The sequence below is a fragment of the Pseudooceanicola lipolyticus genome (genome assembly GCF_002786325.1).
GTDB lineage: Bacteria > Pseudomonadota > Alphaproteobacteria > Rhodobacterales > Rhodobacteraceae > Pseudooceanicola_C > Pseudooceanicola_C lipolyticus.
This window is the reverse complement of sequence record NZ_PGTB01000095.1, coordinates 1-15770: the sequence shown is the minus strand read 5'-3', so window position 1 is coordinate 15770 and position 15770 is coordinate 1. Positions and strand designations below refer to the sequence as shown.

The window sequence follows — 15770 nt, the reverse complement described above, 5'->3', positions numbered from 1 at the left end:
CGGGCGCGCGGCCTCGGTTTTCGGCGCCGGCTTGGCCTTGACCTCGGCCCGCGGGGCCGGCTTGGCCTTGGCCTCGGGCTTGGCGGCGGGGGCAGGGGTGCCGGCGGTGCGGTTGGACAAGCCCAGCCGGTGCACCTTGCCGATCACCGCATTGCGCGTGACCCCGCCCAGTTCCTTGGCGATCTGACTGGCCGACTGGCCTTCGCTCCACATCTTCTTGAGCAGTTCAACACGTTCGTCGGTCCAGGACATTGCGTGCCTTTCCAGCTAAAAGGCCGCCCTTCGGCGGCCACGGTTTCGGACTTGGCGCTCCATTCTACTCACTCAGCGCCGGGAGACAAGCGCCCAGCGACGGGATCTGTTGTCACGCCCTGTGGTCGCAGCCGCGCCTCGCGCAGTGCCAGCAGCAGCGCGCCGGCCAGGATTACCCCGGCCCCCAGCGCCGACACCCAGTCGGGGATCACCCGGAACACGATAAAATCGTACAGCGCGGCAAACACCAGGGTGGCATACATGAAGGGCGCGGCAAAGCTGGCATCGGCCCGCGAGATGCCGTTGATAAAGGCAGTCTGGGCGCAGGCCATCAGCATCCCCAGCGCTGCCAGCGCCGCCCATTGCGGCCCGGTGGGGCTTTGCCAGACCGGGCCCACCGCCAGGCTGGCGATAGCCAGACCCAGCAGGTTGTTGATGAAGAGGATCTGCAGCAGCGGCTCGCGACCGGCCAGTTTCTTGATGAAAATCGTCTCCAGCCCCATTGCCGCGGCCGCGCCCAGCGCCAGCAGCGCGGCGGGCTGGAAGGCATCCGGCGTCGGCCGGATCAGGATCATCGCGCCCAGCAAGGCGATCGCCGCCGCGCGCCAGCGCACCGGCCCGACCTTTTCGCCCAACAACGGGATCGACAGCAGCATCGCCCAGACCGGGTTCAGAAAGGTGATCGCGGTGGCATCCGACAGCGGGATGAAGGCCGCAGCGGCGAACATCAGCGTCACGCCGACCCAGCCGAAAAAGCTGCGGCCGAATTGCAGCGCCCAATGCGGCCGTTGCAGGCGTGGACGCAGCACCAGCACAACGCTGGAAAACACGATGAACGCAAAGGCAAAACGCCCGTGGCTGATCTGCAACGGATGCAGGGGCGGCCCCAGCGAGTCGGTGCCCAGCATCTTGGCCAGCAGAGTGGTCGCCGCGATAAACGCGGTGGCGATCAACATCAGCAGCGCGGCCAGCGCCGGATTCTGGGCCTTGGGGGTGAACATGCCCTGCTATGACCCGGCGCGCGCAGCGCCGCAAGCCCGATGTGCGCCCGGTGCGCAGGCCGCCGCCGCCGGTGTGAAACCTGCTTTGGGGCAACCGGCGGATCCGGAATATGCTGCACCCGGCGGGGAACCCAAGGAGGACGCCATGCACAGGGCCAAGCCTCGCCATTTTGACGGCGGCTGCCATTGCGGCGCGATCTCGCTCTCCTGCTTCACCGCAATCGCTCCGGCGGCGCTGACGCCGCGGCATTTTCCGACTTCCCTTTTGCACCGGCCGGCGCTATGACCCGCGGCCATGAGCATTTCGTTCCGCCACAGCACGCTCCGACGCCGACGCTGATTGCGCCGGCCCGTGGCCGTTTGCTCGCCCGCGCCGGGCTCCTGGCGCCCCCCGCTTCTTAACAATTGACGCAACCGCCTGTCATGGGGCAACCATGAAGGCTCTTTCACCCCTGAGAGGATGTTCCGATGATCCCATCCGTCCTGCCGACCTATTCCCGTGCGCCGCTTTCCTTCGTCAAGGGCGAGGGGTCCTGGCTGATCGAGGCGGATGGCCGACGCTTTCTCGACCTGGGCTCGGGCATCGCGGTGAACGCGCTGGGCCATGCCCATCCCGCCCTGGTCGCGGCGCTGAGCGAACAGGCCAATGCGCTGTGGCACACCTCGAACCTGTACCAGATCCCGAACCAGCAGGCGCTGGCGGACAAGCTGGTGGAACACAGCTTTGCCGATACGGTGTTCTTCACCAATTCCGGCACCGAGTCCTGCGAACTGGCGGTGAAGATGGCGCGCAAATACTGGTACGAAAAGGGCCAGCCCGACCGCACCGACATCCTCACCTTCGACGGCGCCTTCCACGGCCGCTCCTCGGCCGGCATCGCCGCCGCCGGGTCGGAAAAGATGGTCAAGGGCTTCGGCCCGATCCTGCAGGGCTTCGTGCATCTGCCCTGGGCCGATCTCGACGCGGTGCGGGCGGCGCTGAGCGAGACTACCGCGGCGGTGCTGATCGAGCCGGTACAGGGCGAGGGCGGCATCCGGACGCTGCCCGACAGCTTTCTGAAAGACCTGCGTGCGTTGTGCGACGAAACCGGCACGCTGCTGATTCTGGACGAGGTGCAATGCGGCATCGGCCGCACCGGGCGCCTCTTCGCCCATGAATGGGCCGGCATCACCCCCGATATCATGATGGTGGCCAAGGGCATCGGCGGCGGCTTCCCGCTGGGCGCGGTGCTGGCCACCGAGGCGGCGGCCGCCGGCATGACGGTGGGCACCCATGGTTCGACCTATGGCGGCAACCCGCTGGGCTGCGCGGTGGGCTGCGCGGTGATCGACATCGTGATGGCGCCGGGCTTTCTCGACGGGGTCAACCGCAAGGCCGGGCTGCTGCGGCAAAAGCTGGAAGGGCTGGTGGCGGCGCATCCCGAGATTTTCGAGGCGGTGCGCGGCCAGGGCCTGATGCTGGGGCTGAAATGCAAGGTGGCCGCGGCCGATCTGGTCAAGGCCGGCTATGACAACCTGGTGATCACCGTGCCGGCGGCTGACAACGTGATCCGCATGCTGCCGCCGCTGACAATCACCGAAGAGGACATCTCCGAGGCGGTCGCCCGCCTGGAAGCCACCGCCACCCAGGTCGCTGCGGCCTGATTACTTCTCTGTGCAACTACTCCCGGGGGTCGCCATTGACACGCCATTGCTCCGAGTGGCAATCGCGACAGGCCGGCAGCCCCCGGCACATCCGAAAGACACGAAGCGTTTCGACATGAACCATTTCCTCGACATCCATAAGACCGACGCGACCGACCTGCGCAACATCATCGACAACGCGGCGGCGATGAAACAGGCCCGCAACGGCCGGCCCAAGGGCGCGCCCGATGACGACCAGCCGCTGGCCGGCCACATGGTGGCGCTGATCTTCGAAAAACCCTCGACCCGCACCCGCGTTTCCTTCGATGTCGGCGTGCGCCAGATGGGCGGGCAGACCATGGTGCTGTCGGGCAGCGACATGCAACTCGGCCATGGCGAGACCATCGCCGATACCGCCCGGGTGATGAGCCGCTATGTCGACCTGATCATGATCCGCACCTTCGATGAATCCGTGCTGACCGAGATGGCGGAATATGCCAGCGTGCCGGTGATCAACGGGCTGACCGACCGCACCCATCCCTGCCAGATCATGGCCGATGTAATGACCTTCGAGGAACATCGCGGCCCGATCGCCGGCAAAAAGGTGGTGTGGACCGGCGATGGCAACAATGTCTGCGCCTCCTTCCTGCACGCGGCGGGGCAGTTCGGCTTCGACCTCACCTTCACCGGCCCGGCGCAGCTGGACCCGGAAGAGGAATTCATCGGCTTCGCCCGTTCGAAGGGCTCGCAGGTGGTGATCGAACGCGACGCGGGCAAAGCGGTGGCCGGTGCCGACCTGGTGGTCGCCGACACCTGGGTGTCGATGCATGACGCGCAAAGCTCGCGCGAACGCCGCCACAACCTGCTGCGCCCCTACCAGGTGAACGAACGGCTGATGGCGCAGGCGAAGCCCGACGCGCTGTTCATGCACTGCCTGCCTGCGCATCGCGAAGAGGAAGTCACCAGCGAGGTGATGGACGGTCCGAATTCGGTGATCTTCGACGAGGCCGAAAACCGGCTGCACGCGCAAAAGGCGATCATGCGCTGGTGCCTCGGGGTCTGATCCGTCCCGCATTGCGGCCCCGGACCTGATCCGGGGCCTTGTCGCGTAGGGGCCGGAAAACGCCTCAGCCCAGCCCCGGCATCCCGGCCTGGCCCAGCAGGCGCAGGGCGTTCTCTTTCAGGATCAGCGGCCGCACCTCGTCGCGGAACTCGGCCTTGTCAAAAGCGTTCAGCCATTTCTCCGGCGCGATCATCGGCCAGTCCGAGCCGAACAGCATCTTGTGTTTCAGCATCGTGTTGGCATAGCGCACCAGGATCGGTGGGAAATATTTCGGCGACCAGCCAGACAGGTCGATATAGACGTTGGGCTTGTGCTGCGCCACGCTCAGTGCCTCTTCCTGCCAGGGAAAGGACGGGTGCGCCAGGATGATCGGCATGTCGGGAAAGTCCACCGCCACGTCATCGATATACATCGGGTTGGAATATTTCAGCCGCATGCCGTTGCCCCCCGGCATCCCGGATCCCACCCCGGTCTGCCCGGTATGGAACAGCGCCGGCTTGCCGGTTTCGGCGATCGCCTCGTAAAGCGGATAGGCCATGCGGTCATTGGGGTAAAACCCCTGCATCGTCGGGTGGAACTTGAAGCCCTGCACGCCGTGGTTCTCGACCAGGTCGCGCGCCTCGCGCGCGCCCAGCTTGCCCTTGGCCGGGTCGATCGAGGCAAAGGGGATCAGGATGTCGTCATTCCGGGCGCAGAGATCGGCCACCTCGTAATTGGAATAGCGGCGAAAGCCGGTCTCGCGCTCGGAATCGACCGGGAAGATCACCGCGGCGATATTGTGCTCGCGGTAATGCGCCGCGGTTTCCGGGATCGTCGGCGGATGCGTCCAGGGGGCGCCGAAATACTTCGCCATGGTGGATTGCAGCTCGTCATAGCCATCGTCGGTATGGCAGCCGCAGGGTTCCTCGGCATGGGTGTGGAAATCGATCGCACGGACCTTGTCGAAATCAACCATTCTCTGTCCTCACACCCGGATCAGCGCCGGGTCGTCATTGTCGTAAAGCCGCTCCAGCAGGTCGGCGCGGCGGGTGATGATCTTGCGCACGTTCAGGCTGCCCTTGTCGGTCACCTCCTGATCTTTCAGCGAGGGCGGCTCGGCCAGGATCAGCGCGCGGGTGATGCGCTTGGCCGAGCCGGTGGCGCGTTGGGCCAGGCCGCGCAGCACGGTTTCGATCTCGGCCATCAGCGCGGCGTCGGTCACCGCCCCGCCGGCATCGGCCCCGCCGCGAACCTGGCCGGGCTTGGGGAAGATCAGCAGCCCGACCTCGCCACGGTCATGGCCGCAGATCACCAGGTCCTGCACATGCGCCTTCAGCGCGTCCAGCGTCTCCAGCCGCAGCGTGCCGGCCTGCACCCAGGTGCCGGTGTTCAGCTTGAAATCCTCCGACACCCGCCCGTCGAAGACCAGCCCGCGCGCCGGGTCGCCGGGATCGAGAAAGCGCACCGCATCGCCGGTGATCAGATACCCCTCGTCATCGAAGGTCTCGGCGGTTTTGGCCGGGTCGCCCCAATAGCCGGGCATGATATTGGGCCCCTTCACGCGCAATTCACAGCGCATCTCGTCATCGGGGATCAGCTTGATATCGCAACCGGGCAGCGGCACGCCGATCACCCCCGAGCGGCCGATCGGTTCATGCACCATCAGCGTCGCCGGCGCGGTTTCGGTCATCCCCCAGGACGAGTTCATCAGCGGCAGGCGCCCGCGCACCTCCATCGCCATCTCTTCCAGCCGCGCCCACACCGCCTGCGGTAGCGAGGCACCGGCATAGAACAGCAGGTCGAGATCGCCGAAAAACGCCTCGCGCAGGGCAAGGTCCTGCTCCATCGCCTGCACCAGCATGGCGTAGCCGACCGGCACGTTGAAGCTCAGCGTGCCGGGCTTGTCGCGGATATTGTCCAGCGTGGTGCCGATCAGCGCCGGGGTCGGCTTGCCGTGATCGACCCGCAGCGTGCCGCCATTGGCCAGCATCATGTTGACGTTATGCGAGCCGCCGAAAACGTGGTTCCAGGGCAGCCAGTCGGTGATGCGCGGCGGGCGTTCCTTCAGCAGCGGCAAAGCCGAGGCGATCTGCGCCTGGTTGGCGCACAGCATCCGCTGCGTGGTCAGCACCCCCTTGGGGTCCGAGCTGGAGCCCGAAGTGAACAGCACCTTGGCCAGCGTGTCGGGCCCGACCTCGGCATGGGCCGCCTCCAGGTCGACGCCGCCGTCGCCTTTCAGCAGCTCGGCAAAGGCGGTCACCTGGCGCGGCGCGCCCTCGGTCACGGCGGCAACCAGGTCAACGGCGTCCAGCTGCGGCAGCTTCAGCGCGGCGGCATAGCGCCCGGCATCATCGACAAAGGCCATCGCCGGCTTGATCTTGTCCAGCACATAGATCAGCCGGCCATGTGCCTCCTCGATCAGCGAATATTGCTCGGCCAGCGGCACGGTGGGGATGCCGACATATTGCGCCGCCAGCGATAGCAGCGCGTGGTCGACCCCGTTGCCCGACAGGATGACAATCGGGGTCTCGGCGCCCATGCCGCGCGCCAGCAGCGACGCAGCAATCGCGCGCACCATGCCCAGCACCTCGCCATAGCCATGTTCGCGCCAGCCGGCGCCGGCGCGTTCGGCCAGGAACACGCGCGACGGCGCCTCTTCGGCCCAGCGATGCAGCCAGATCCCGGTATGGGGCACCACATCGCCCAGTTCATAGCCCGAGGCGAGCCGGATGGTGCCGTCGTCGCTCTGGCGCGACACCACCTTGTGGGGGCGCACGGTCACGGATTCCTGATGTGCTGTGGTCACTCGTCCTCTCCTCCTCAAGAGCGAAGTCTGCCGCAACTCAACCGGCGCTGCCGTCGGGCTCTCCTCCCCGTTCGACAGAGCCCAGATAGTCGCACAGCGCCGCACGCTGCGCCGGGCTCAGCCCCGCCTGCAGCCGCGCCTCGCGCGTTTCGATATCCTTTGCGATATGCTCGAACAGCCGCCGCCCGCGCAGGGTGGCGACCAGCGCATAGGTGCGCCGATCCCCCTCGACGCTGTTGCGGCTGATCAGCTCGCGGTTTTCCAGCGTGTCGACGATCACCACCACGCTGGAGCGCTCGATCGACAGCGCATTGGCCAGCGCGGTCTGAGTCAGGCCCGGAGTCTCGATGATGATGCCCAGGGCGGAAAACGCGGTCAACCGCAGGTCATGCGGCGCCAGCGCCGCCATCACCTCGGCCTCGATCACCAGATAGGCACGCTTCATGCAATAGCCGGTGAAGCGGCGCAGCAGCGTGTCGCCGGGGGTAGCGCTGCGCGCCGGGCGGGTCTGCGGACGTCGCGCCATCGCTCAGCGGAACACCGGGCTGCGCTTTTCCAGAAAGGCCTTCAGCCCTTCCTCGGCATCCGGCGTGGTCTGGGTCAGCGCCGCGCACAGGCTTTCGGTGAACAGCCCGTCGCGGCTGGACATGTCGGAAATCCGGCTCAGCGCCTGCACCATCACGTAATTCGACAGCGGCGCGTTCGAGGCGATCTTGGCGGCCAGTTCCTCGGCCAGCGGCATTCCTTCGCCATCGCCCACCGCGTAATGCGCCAGACCCAGCTGCCGGCCGTCCTCGGCGCCGTATTTGCGCCCGGTCAGCATCATCTCGACCATCCGGTCAGCACCGATGATCCGGCCCACATTCACCGTCGCGCCGCCGCCCACGAAGATGCCGCGCCGGCCCTCGGGCAGCTGGAAGATCACCGAGGGTTCGGCAATCCGCACATGGGTCGCGGTGGCCAGTTCCAGCCCGCCGCCAATCACCGCGCCGGTCATCACCGATACCGTGATCAGCCCGCCAAAACGGATCCGCTCCATCACCGCGTGCCAGTTGCGCGAATGGCGCATGGTGCCCTCGGCGTCCCGGGCGACATGTTCGCTCAGGTCGAGACCGGAACAGAAATGCCCGCCATCGCCCGACAGGATGACCACCCGCACCCCATCGGGCGGGGCGGAATAGAAGGCGTCGATCTCGGCCAGCAGCCCGTCGCACATGGCGTTGCGCTTGTGCGGCCGGTTCATCGTCAGCCGGGCAATCGGCCCGTCGGCGGCAATATCGAGATAATCTTTGCTGACTTGCATGGTTCAGGCTCGTGTCGGTTGCGGTCTGCGGGCGGGGCAGGGGACGGGCATGCGATGGCATTCCCGCCAAGACCAGGCGCGGTTCAATGCCGAATGGCGCATTTTCTGCTTCCTCCCCCTGACATGACGGCAGCATCGCGCCGCTGCGAAAAATGTTCGGTGACCGAACAGTTATCACACCTTGCAATCTGTGCCTACTGGAATCTGCACGCCGCCTTGCCGGCCTATTCCGCCGCGCCCTGCTGCGTGGTCAGCGCCTGCATCGCCTCGGCCGCGATCTGGAAGGAGCGCAGCCGCGCAGCATGATCGTGGATCTGGCCGTTGAAGATGATCTCCTCCGGGGCATAGCGCGCGATCAGCGCGGCGATGCCGTTGCGCACCGCGGCGGGGCCGCCCTGCACGGTGACGCTCAGCGCCTGGTCGACCATGGCCATCATCTGCGGACCGATCAGCGTTTCGACATTCGCAACCGGGCGCGGCAGCGGGCCGGGCTGGCCGCTGCGCAGCCGGGCAAACCCCAGTTGCATCGAACTGCGGATAAACGCCCCGGTGGCGTCGTCCTCGGCGCCGAACACGTTCACCGCCAGCATGAAATACGGCTTGTCCAGCACCGCCGAGGGCCGGAAATGCTCGCGATAGATCTGCACCGCCTGATCCAGCGCGGCCGGCGCGAAATGCGACGCAAAGGCATAGGGCAGGCCCAGCTGCGCTGCCAATTGGGCGCCATACAGGCTGGAGCCCAGAATATAGACCGGCACCTTGGTGCCCGCGCCCGGAATCGCGCGCACCGGCTGCTGCGGCGCCGGATCGCCGAGAAACCCCATCAGTTCCACCACGTCGCGGGGGAAATTGTCTTCCACCGCCATATTGCGCCGCAGCGCATAGGCGGTGGTGCCATCGGTGCCCGGCGCGCGGCCCAATCCCAGGTCGATCCGGTCGCCATGAATCGTGGCCAGGGTGCCGAACTGCTCGGCAATCACCAGAGGCGCATGGTTGGGCAGCATCACACCGCCAGCGCCCACCCGGATGGTCCGGGTGCCGGCGGCGACATGGCCGATGACAATCGAGGTGGCGGCGCTGGCGATGCCGGGCATGTTGTGATGCTCGGCCAGCCAAAAGCGGGTGAATCCCCAGCGCTCGCCATGCTGGGCCAGGTCCAGCGTGTTGGCCAGCGACTGCGCCGCGGTGCTGCCTTCGCAGATCGGGGAAAGATCGAGGATCGAGTAGCGGGTCATGTGGTACTCCTTGTTGCGCAGACCCTAGCAGCCCGGGCAGCGACAGGAAGGGGCCGATGCAGGTTTCACTGTCAAGTGCCGGTCCGGGGCCGCTTCACCGAAAGTTAAACCTTTGGCGTCAGGGTGAGCGCGACACGGCTATTCACTCTGCTTCGGACGGATCCTGACATGTTTATCTTCCCCGTGCCGGCCCCGCCGGCCGCTGTTTTCTGCCGACTGCATGCTGCGCCTGAGGTGGCAGGTAGGGCAGAATGATGCCCGGCATCGGGGTCTGAACCGGGCCGGGGGAGGCAGGGCGGTGTCGGACCTCCCTGGACCGGGCCAGCTGATTTTCCGTCTTTGGAAAACCGCCGGCGCGTTGGCTGCTCCGACCGGGCGGGCCGAAGCCGAATGGCAGATTTCTGGACCATGGCGGGCCACGCGCCCGGCATCAGCAAAACGAGAAGGCGGACCGCGAGGTATCACGACCCATGGCAGCGACGAAACCCGACGGCGGCATCACCCCCATTCCGCGGCCCGCGCGCAGCGCCACAGATGTCCCCCGTTCTGAGGGAAACACCGCCATGCGTGACCCCATCGTCCTTGCCGAAAAACCCGGCTCCGCCGCCGCCAATGCCCTGGCCGCCGCCCTGCGTGCCCGGCTTGGCCAGCCGGTCGGCCTGGATGGCCGCCATGTGCGCGGCCTCGGCGGGCGCTGCGCGCAGATCCTGCTGGCGGCGGTGCGGCGCTGGCGGGCGGACGGGCAGGAGATCGACATTCTCGCCTCGGAACAGATGCGCGGCGACCTGATGCGCATGGGGCTGGCGGATGAGATCCTCGGGCGGGGCCGCGACGCATGACGCTTCGGATCCTCGCCATCGACGATTCGCGCACCATCCGCGAGATGTTGCGCCAAAGCCTGACCCAGGGCGGGTTCGTGGTGCATGTCGCCGAAGATGGCGTCGACGGGTTGGAAAAATTGCCCCGGGTGGCGCCGGACCTGGTGATCACCGACCTCAACATGCCGCGCCTGGACGGATTCGGGGTGATCGAGGCGATCCGCACCAGAGAGGATTTTGCCGGCCTGCCGATCCTGGTGCTGACCACCGAAAGCGCCCCGGCTCTACGCGATCACGCCCGCAGCAGCGGCGCCACCGGCTGGATCGTCAAACCCTTCGAAGACAGCCGGCTGATCGGCGCGATCCGCCGCGTCACCATGATATGAGGGCCGGATGAGCCACGCGAACGACATCCGCAACACGTTTTTCCAAGAATGCGACGATCTGCTGGAAGCGCTGGAAGACGGGCTCGGCCAGATCGACGCGGGCCTCGGCTCCGGCGCGGTCGAGGACGACACCGTGAACGCGGTGTTCCGCGCGGTACATTCGATCAAGGGCGGCGCCGCCGCCTTTGGGCTCGACCAGTTGGTGACCTTTGCCCACGGGTTCGAAAATGTGCTGGACGCCATGCGCGCCCGCACCCTGCCGCCCGATGCCGCTGTGATCCGGCTGTGTTTTCGCGCCACCGATCACCTTGCCGACCTGGTCCGGGCCGGGCGCGACAACGTCAATCTCGAACCATCCGCCGGCGCCGCGCTGGCGGATCAGCTGGCGGCGCTGGTTGCCGGCCCGGACACCGCGCTGGCGGAGGAGCCCGGCTTTGTGCCTCTTGCGATCGGCCTTGACCTGCCCGCCGGAAGCCCGGAACCGCCTGGCCGTTTTACCATCCGCTTCACCCCGACCTCCGCGCTCTATGCCAGCGGCAATGATCCGGCGCTGCTGTTGCGCGCAGTGGCCGAGCTGGGGGAACTGACCAGCACCGTGGAGGACAGCGCGCTGCCGCCGTTGGAGGAACTGGTCCCGGAGGCCAGCTATCTTGGCTGGACGCTGATGCTGGAAACCTTCGAAGGCGAACCGGCAATCCGAGAGGTGTTCGAATTCGTCGAAGGGCTGTGCCAGCTCGAGATCAGCCGCGATCCGCCGCCCGCCACCGCCGCACCGAACCGCGCGCCGCTGGCCGGCCCGATGCCGCCGCACCCGTCACCGCCCGCCGCTGCTGCGGCATCGCCGAGGCCCCGGGCGACGGTGCGGGTCAATCTCGAACAGGTTGACCGGTTGATCAATTTGGTCGGCGAATTGGTGATCAACCAGGCTGTGCTGGCGCAATGCGTCGATGAGGCCGGGCTGCATGATCGCGGCGACCTGGCAACCCGCCTGGACGAGTTCCGCAACCTTGCCCGCGACATCCAGGACAGCGTGATGGCGATCCGCGCCCAGCCGGTCAAACCGTTGTTTCAGCGCATGGCCCGGATCCTGCGCGAGGCGTCGGATCTGGCGGGCAAACCGGTGCGGCTGATGACCGAGGGCGACAGCACCGAGATCGACAAGACCCTCATCGAGCGGCTGGTCGATCCGCTGACCCATATGATCCGCAACGCCGTCGATCACGGGCTGGAAACGCCGGCGGCACGGCGCGCAACCGGCAAGCCCGAGATCGGTCAGGTCACCCTGTCGGCGGCGCATCGGTCGGGCCGGGTGGTGATCGAGGTCGCCGATGACGGCGCCGGCATCAACCGGCCACGGGTGTTCCGGATGGCCGCCGAAAAGGGGCTGATCGCCCCCGATACGGTGCTGAACGAGGCCGAGATCGACAACTTGCTGTTCCTGCCGGGATTTTCCACCGCGCCCAAGGTCAGCGACCTGTCGGGCCGCGGCGTTGGCATGGACGTGGTGCGCAGCGCCATCGAGAAGCTGGGCGGCCGAGTCAGTCTCCGGTCGCGGCCCGGGCACGGCACCACCCTGTCGATCAGCCTGCCGCTGACCCTGGCGGTGCTGGATGGCATGGTGGTGGAGGTTGCCGGGCAGACCATGGTGGTGCCGCTCTCGGCCATCGTCGAAACCCTGCGGCCGCGCGCCGGCGCGCTGCATCCGCTGGGCCGCGACAATCAGGTGGTTTCGGTGCGCAACCGGCTGGTGCCGATCATCGATCTGGGCGTGGTCTTCGGCCAGCGCCGCGTTCCGGCGCCGGTGGCCGATATGGTGCTGCTGCTGGTCGAGGCCGGGGAGGGCGGCAACTGGGCGCTGGCGGTGGACCGGATCTTTGACCAGCGGCAGGTGGTGATCAAGGGGCTGGAGGCCAATTGCGGCCCTGTGCCCGGGGTCGCCGCCGCCACCATTCTGGGCGACGGCAATATCGCGCTGATCATCGACCCCGAAGACATTGCCCGCCGCGCCGCCCCGGCCGTCGCCCGTGGCGCGCGGTCGACGCTGGAGGAGGCAGAGCCGTGACCGAGCCCGCGACCGCGAAATCAGAGCTGCGCGAATTGTTGACCTTTCGCGCGGGCGCGCAGGATTTCTGCATCGACATCATGATGGTGCGCGAAATCCGCGGCTGGACCCCGGCGACGCGATTGCCGCATGCGCCGCCCTTTGTGCTCGGGGTGATCAACCTGCACGGTGCAGTGGTGCCGGTTGTCGACCTGGCGTCACGGCTGGGTCTGCCCCCGGCGGAACCCGACGCCCGGCTTGTGATCGTGATCGCGGTGATCGGCGCCCAGACCGTCGGCTTCCTGGTCAACGCGGTCTCTGACATCATCGGCATCCGGCCCTCGCAGGTGCAGCCGACCCCCGACGTGACATCGGCGGCAGCCGGCGCCTTTATCGAAGGCGTGATCGTCACCGAGGACCGCATGCTCAGGGTGATCGACATCCAGAGGGTCCTGCCGAAAACGGCCGAACCCGCGGAGGCCGGATGACCGCGCCCTGGACCAAAGGCACCACCAACCGCGCCGACCTGTCGCGGCGGGTGCAGCAGAGGGTGACCCCGGCCATCTGTGCCAAGGCGGTGCCGCGGGGTGCCGCGGTGCAAGCCGGCGACAATCGGGCGCTGCGGCCCAGGCAGACGGCGCTGATCCGGGTCCGTTATGTGAAGTTTGCCGAAGCCGCGCCGCGGCGCGATCCGTTTGCCGCCACCTTCTGCTGCAAGGTGATAGGCCCCATGGCCGAAGCCACCCAGCAGCGTGTCGGGGCGGCGCCGGTCGCGGGCAGGCTGCCCGGCGGCCATCGGTTCAACGGTCGGTCCGCGCGATCCGGCCCGGCCCTAGGTAACCAGATCGACCTGGCCGGCCAGCACCCCTTTCGCCGCACCTGACCCCGGAGCCCAAGAAGGATCACCCCCATGGCCCTGCGAGATTCCCTGTCCATCCTGGTGGTTGACGACATGTCGACCAGTCGCAGCCTGATCATTATGGCGCTGGAAGAGATCGGGCTGAAAAAAGTCGATTTCGCCAAGGATGGCCGCACCGCGCTGCAGACGCTGGCGGCGCGGCCGGCGCATCTGGTGATCTCGGATTACCACATGCCCGAGATGGACGGGCTGCATCTGCTGCAGGCGCTGCGCAGCAACCGGGCGACCCAGCGCATTGGTTTCATCCTGGTCAGCGGTCGGGTCGACCAGAAGATCCTCGCCACCGGCAAGCAGCTGGGTATGAACAATTTTATCCAGAAGCCGTTCACCACGCCGCAAATGCGCAAGTGCATCCAATCGGTCACCGGCCCGCTCTAGCCGATGCCGCCGCTGCCGCCCGTCGCGCCGCAATTGCTGGGCCTAACGCTGCACCGCCTTGCCGCGGAACTGCGGGCGCTGCAGGCCGAGGCGCGGGCGGTGGATGCGGCGATCGGCCAGGCCCTGCTGGACGGCGCGCCGGCTCCCGGCGCGACGCTGGCCAGCCTGCAGCGCATCGACCTGATCGTGCAGAGCCTGGGCGCGCTGGGGGCTTACCTGGCCGCATTGCCGGCGCAACTGCCCGCCGATCCGCAGATCGACATCAACGCCCCGCTGGGCTGGATTCCCCTGCGCGACCTGGCACGCCGGCTGTCGGGTGGCTGCCGCCGGCCAGTGATCGACGCGCAGGGCGAGATCTGCGGCGAGGTCGACCTGTTCTGACCGGGCACCGCCCCCCGGGCGATGGCGCCGGTGGCCCGGACGGGAACTGATGAGTCATCAAAGAGAAGAAGGGGCGCGCGCCGCTCAGGCAAAAGGATCGTCCGGATAGCGCACCTGCGCCAGGTACAGCCCCTGCGGCGGGCAGACCGGGCCGCAGGCGGCGCGGTTGCGGGCCTCCAGCGCGGCGTGCACCCGGTCCGGTGCCCAGGCCCCGGCGCCGACCCGCTCCAGCGTTCCGACAAAACTGCGCACCTGGTTGTGCAGGAAGGAGCGGGCGCGCAGGTGAAAATGGATCTCGGGGCCCGACAGGCCCTCGGCCGGCGCGATGCGCAGCTCGTCCAGGGTTTTCACCGGGCTGGCGGCCTGGCAGATCGACGACCGGAAGGTGGTGAAATCGTGCCGCCCGACCAGGAATTTTGCGGCGGCGCACATCGCCTCGATGTCCAGCGCCTGCGGCACCTGCCAGACCCGGCCGGCATCATGGGTGGCCGGCGCGCGGCGCTGCAGCAGGCGGAACAGGTATTGCCGTTCCACCGCCGAAAACCGCGCATGCCAGTCGTCGGCAACCCGGGCGCAGGCGGTGATCGCCACCGGGGCGGGTTTCAGGTGGTGGTTCAGCGCCTCGGACAGGCGGAACGGATCCCAGTCCTTGACCATGTCGCAATGGGCCACCTGGCTCAGCGCATGTACCCCGGCATCGGTGCGCCCGGCGGCGGCGATGGTATGGGCGCGCGGTTCCAGCCGCGCCAGCGCCGCTTCGATCGCGCCCTGAACCGAGGGCTGATCGGCCTGGCGCTGCCACCCGGCGAAGGGGGCGCCGATATATTCGACCCTGAGAGCATAGCGCGGCATGGCGGCGCTGGTAGCGCGCCGCGCCGATGCCGGCAAGGGGCCGGGGCTGGTATCGCGCCGCCCGGGGCCCTATCTTGCACCGCAAGGCAGATACGACAGGGCAGAAACTTGGTCATCTCGACACTTGCCGACGGGCTGATCCGCGGCGCCGACAGGCTGGGCGACGCGGTTTCGGGCCGCCTGTTCGAGCCGGTGATCCGGCTGGGCGTCACCGGGTTGGCGCGCTCGGGCAAGACCGTGTTCATCACCTCGCTGGTTGCCAACCTGATCGACCGGGGGCGGATGGCCGGGCTGGCCGCGGCGCAGGAGGGGCGGATCAGCGCCGCCTACCTGCAGCCCCAGCCCGACGACACCGTGCCGCGATTCGACTATGAAACCCATATCGCCGCGCTGACCGGGGCCGAGCCGCACTGGCCCGACAGCACCCGGGCGATCTCGGAACTGCGCCTGTCGCTCAGGGTGCGGCCCACCGGGCTGCTGGCCGGGCTGCAGGGGCCGCGGGTGCTGCACCTGGATATCGTCGACTATCCCGGCGAATGGCTGCTCGACCTGACCCTGCTGGAGAAAAGCTATGCCGAGTGGTCGGCCGAGACCCTGGCGCGGATTTCCGGGCGCGGAGAGGCGGCGGAATTCCTGGCCCTGGCGCAGGCCGAGGCGGCAGACGCCGAACTGGCCGAACCGCGGGCGCAGGCGCTGGCGGCGGCCTTCACCGCCTATCTCGTCGCCGCGCGCG

At 67.6% G+C, this 15770-nt stretch carries 18 protein-coding genes; 10 read left to right on the top strand and 8 right to left on the bottom strand.

Translation table 11 applies throughout. From position 1 onward, the window contains the following. Both CVM52_RS17530 and CVM52_RS17525 read right to left on the bottom strand, forming a co-directional pair. The coding region (locus tag CVM52_RS17530; RefSeq protein ID WP_276308646.1) for a GcrA family cell cycle regulator at nucleotides 1-252 on the bottom strand (252 nt) is incomplete at its 3' end. A 68-nt stretch (nucleotides 253-320) separates the two neighbouring features. Continuing rightward, a complete protein-coding gene (locus tag CVM52_RS17525; RefSeq protein WP_100163753.1) occupies nucleotides 321-1253 on the bottom strand; it encodes a DMT family transporter in 933 nt (310 codons plus the stop codon). 468 nt (nucleotides 1254-1721) lie between these two features. Between CVM52_RS17525 and CVM52_RS17520 the strand changes: the two genes are divergently transcribed. After that, nucleotides 1722-2897: an aspartate aminotransferase family protein gene (locus CVM52_RS17520; RefSeq protein ID WP_100163752.1), complete on the top strand. Its 1176-nt coding sequence runs from the start codon at nucleotides 1722-1724 to the stop codon at nucleotides 2895-2897. Between the two features lie 115 nt (nucleotides 2898-3012). Continuing rightward, on the top strand, nucleotides 3013-3939 hold the full coding sequence (gene argF, locus CVM52_RS17515) for an ornithine carbamoyltransferase (RefSeq protein WP_100163751.1): 927 nt from the start codon (nucleotides 3013-3015) through the stop codon (nucleotides 3937-3939). Between the two features lie 64 nt (nucleotides 3940-4003). On the opposite strand, the gene CVM52_RS17510 is transcribed toward argF, so the two are convergent. The 5 genes from CVM52_RS17510 to CVM52_RS17490 all read right to left on the bottom strand — a co-directional run bounded on the left by CVM52_RS17510 (nucleotide 4004) and on the right by CVM52_RS17490 (nucleotide 9262). Beyond that, nucleotides 4004-4894: an amidohydrolase family protein gene (locus CVM52_RS17510; RefSeq protein WP_100163750.1), complete on the bottom strand. Its 891-nt coding sequence runs from the start codon at nucleotides 4892-4894 to the stop codon at nucleotides 4004-4006. A gap of 9 nt (nucleotides 4895-4903) precedes the next feature. Then, entirely contained in the window at nucleotides 4904-6724 is a 1821-nt protein-coding gene (locus CVM52_RS17505) for a feruloyl-CoA synthase (RefSeq protein WP_205964981.1), read from the bottom strand. A gap of 37 nt (nucleotides 6725-6761) precedes the next feature. Beyond that, nucleotides 6762-7250: a MarR family winged helix-turn-helix transcriptional regulator gene (locus CVM52_RS17500; RefSeq protein WP_100163748.1), complete on the bottom strand. Its 489-nt coding sequence runs from the start codon at nucleotides 7248-7250 to the stop codon at nucleotides 6762-6764. 3 nt (nucleotides 7251-7253) lie between these two features. Then, nucleotides 7254-8027: a crotonase/enoyl-CoA hydratase family protein gene (locus tag CVM52_RS17495; RefSeq protein WP_100163747.1), complete on the bottom strand. Its 774-nt coding sequence runs from the start codon at nucleotides 8025-8027 to the stop codon at nucleotides 7254-7256. A 224-nt stretch (nucleotides 8028-8251) separates the two neighbouring features. Continuing rightward, nucleotides 8252-9262 (bottom strand): LLM class flavin-dependent oxidoreductase, encoded by a 1011-nt coding sequence (locus tag CVM52_RS17490; protein WP_100163746.1) that lies wholly within the window; start codon nucleotides 9260-9262, stop codon nucleotides 8252-8254. Between the two features lie 563 nt (nucleotides 9263-9825). On the opposite strand from CVM52_RS17490, the gene CVM52_RS17485 reads away from it, so the two are divergent. Genes CVM52_RS17485 through CVM52_RS17455 form a run of 7 tightly spaced genes read left to right on the top strand, consistent with a single transcriptional unit; the run spans nucleotide 9826 to nucleotide 14185 of the window. Continuing rightward, nucleotides 9826-10101, top strand: coding sequence for a chemotaxis protein CheX (locus tag CVM52_RS17485; RefSeq protein WP_100163745.1), 276 nt, complete (start codon nucleotides 9826-9828; stop codon nucleotides 10099-10101). Further along, nucleotides 10098-10466 carry a response regulator gene (locus CVM52_RS17480; protein WP_100163744.1) on the top strand — a complete coding sequence of 123 codons (369 nt, stop codon included), beginning with the start codon at nucleotides 10098-10100 and terminating at the stop codon, nucleotides 10464-10466. Before CVM52_RS17485 ends, CVM52_RS17480 begins: the two co-directional genes overlap by 4 nt. A gap of 7 nt (nucleotides 10467-10473) precedes the next feature. Further along, nucleotides 10474-12528 (top strand): chemotaxis protein CheA, encoded by a 2055-nt coding sequence (locus tag CVM52_RS17475; protein WP_100163743.1) that lies wholly within the window; start codon nucleotides 10474-10476, stop codon nucleotides 12526-12528. Further along, on the top strand, nucleotides 12525-12995 hold the full coding sequence (locus CVM52_RS17470; protein WP_100163742.1) for a chemotaxis protein CheW: 471 nt from the start codon (nucleotides 12525-12527) through the stop codon (nucleotides 12993-12995). The genes CVM52_RS17475 and CVM52_RS17470 overlap by 4 nt, the downstream gene beginning before the upstream one ends. After that, nucleotides 12992-13390 (top strand): hypothetical protein, encoded by a 399-nt coding sequence (locus tag CVM52_RS17465; protein WP_100163741.1) that lies wholly within the window; start codon nucleotides 12992-12994, stop codon nucleotides 13388-13390. Before CVM52_RS17470 ends, CVM52_RS17465 begins: the two co-directional genes overlap by 4 nt. Nucleotides 13391-13417: 27 nt before the next feature. Then, nucleotides 13418-13804, top strand: coding sequence for a response regulator (locus CVM52_RS17460; protein ID WP_100163740.1), 387 nt, complete (start codon nucleotides 13418-13420; stop codon nucleotides 13802-13804). Between the two features lie 3 nt (nucleotides 13805-13807). Beyond that, on the top strand, nucleotides 13808-14185 hold the full coding sequence (locus tag CVM52_RS17455) for a DUF8776 family protein (RefSeq protein WP_100163739.1): 378 nt from the start codon (nucleotides 13808-13810) through the stop codon (nucleotides 14183-14185). 84 nt (nucleotides 14186-14269) lie between these two features. On the opposite strand, the gene truA is transcribed toward CVM52_RS17455, so the two are convergent. Next, on the bottom strand, nucleotides 14270-15037 hold the full coding sequence (gene truA, locus CVM52_RS17450; protein ID WP_100163738.1) for a tRNA pseudouridine(38-40) synthase TruA: 768 nt from the start codon (nucleotides 15035-15037) through the stop codon (nucleotides 14270-14272). A gap of 108 nt (nucleotides 15038-15145) precedes the next feature. Between truA and CVM52_RS17445 the strand changes: the two genes are divergently transcribed. Continuing rightward, a partial coding sequence (locus tag CVM52_RS17445; protein ID WP_172721027.1) for a YcjX family protein occupies nucleotides 15146-15770 on the top strand: 625 nt, incomplete at its 3' end.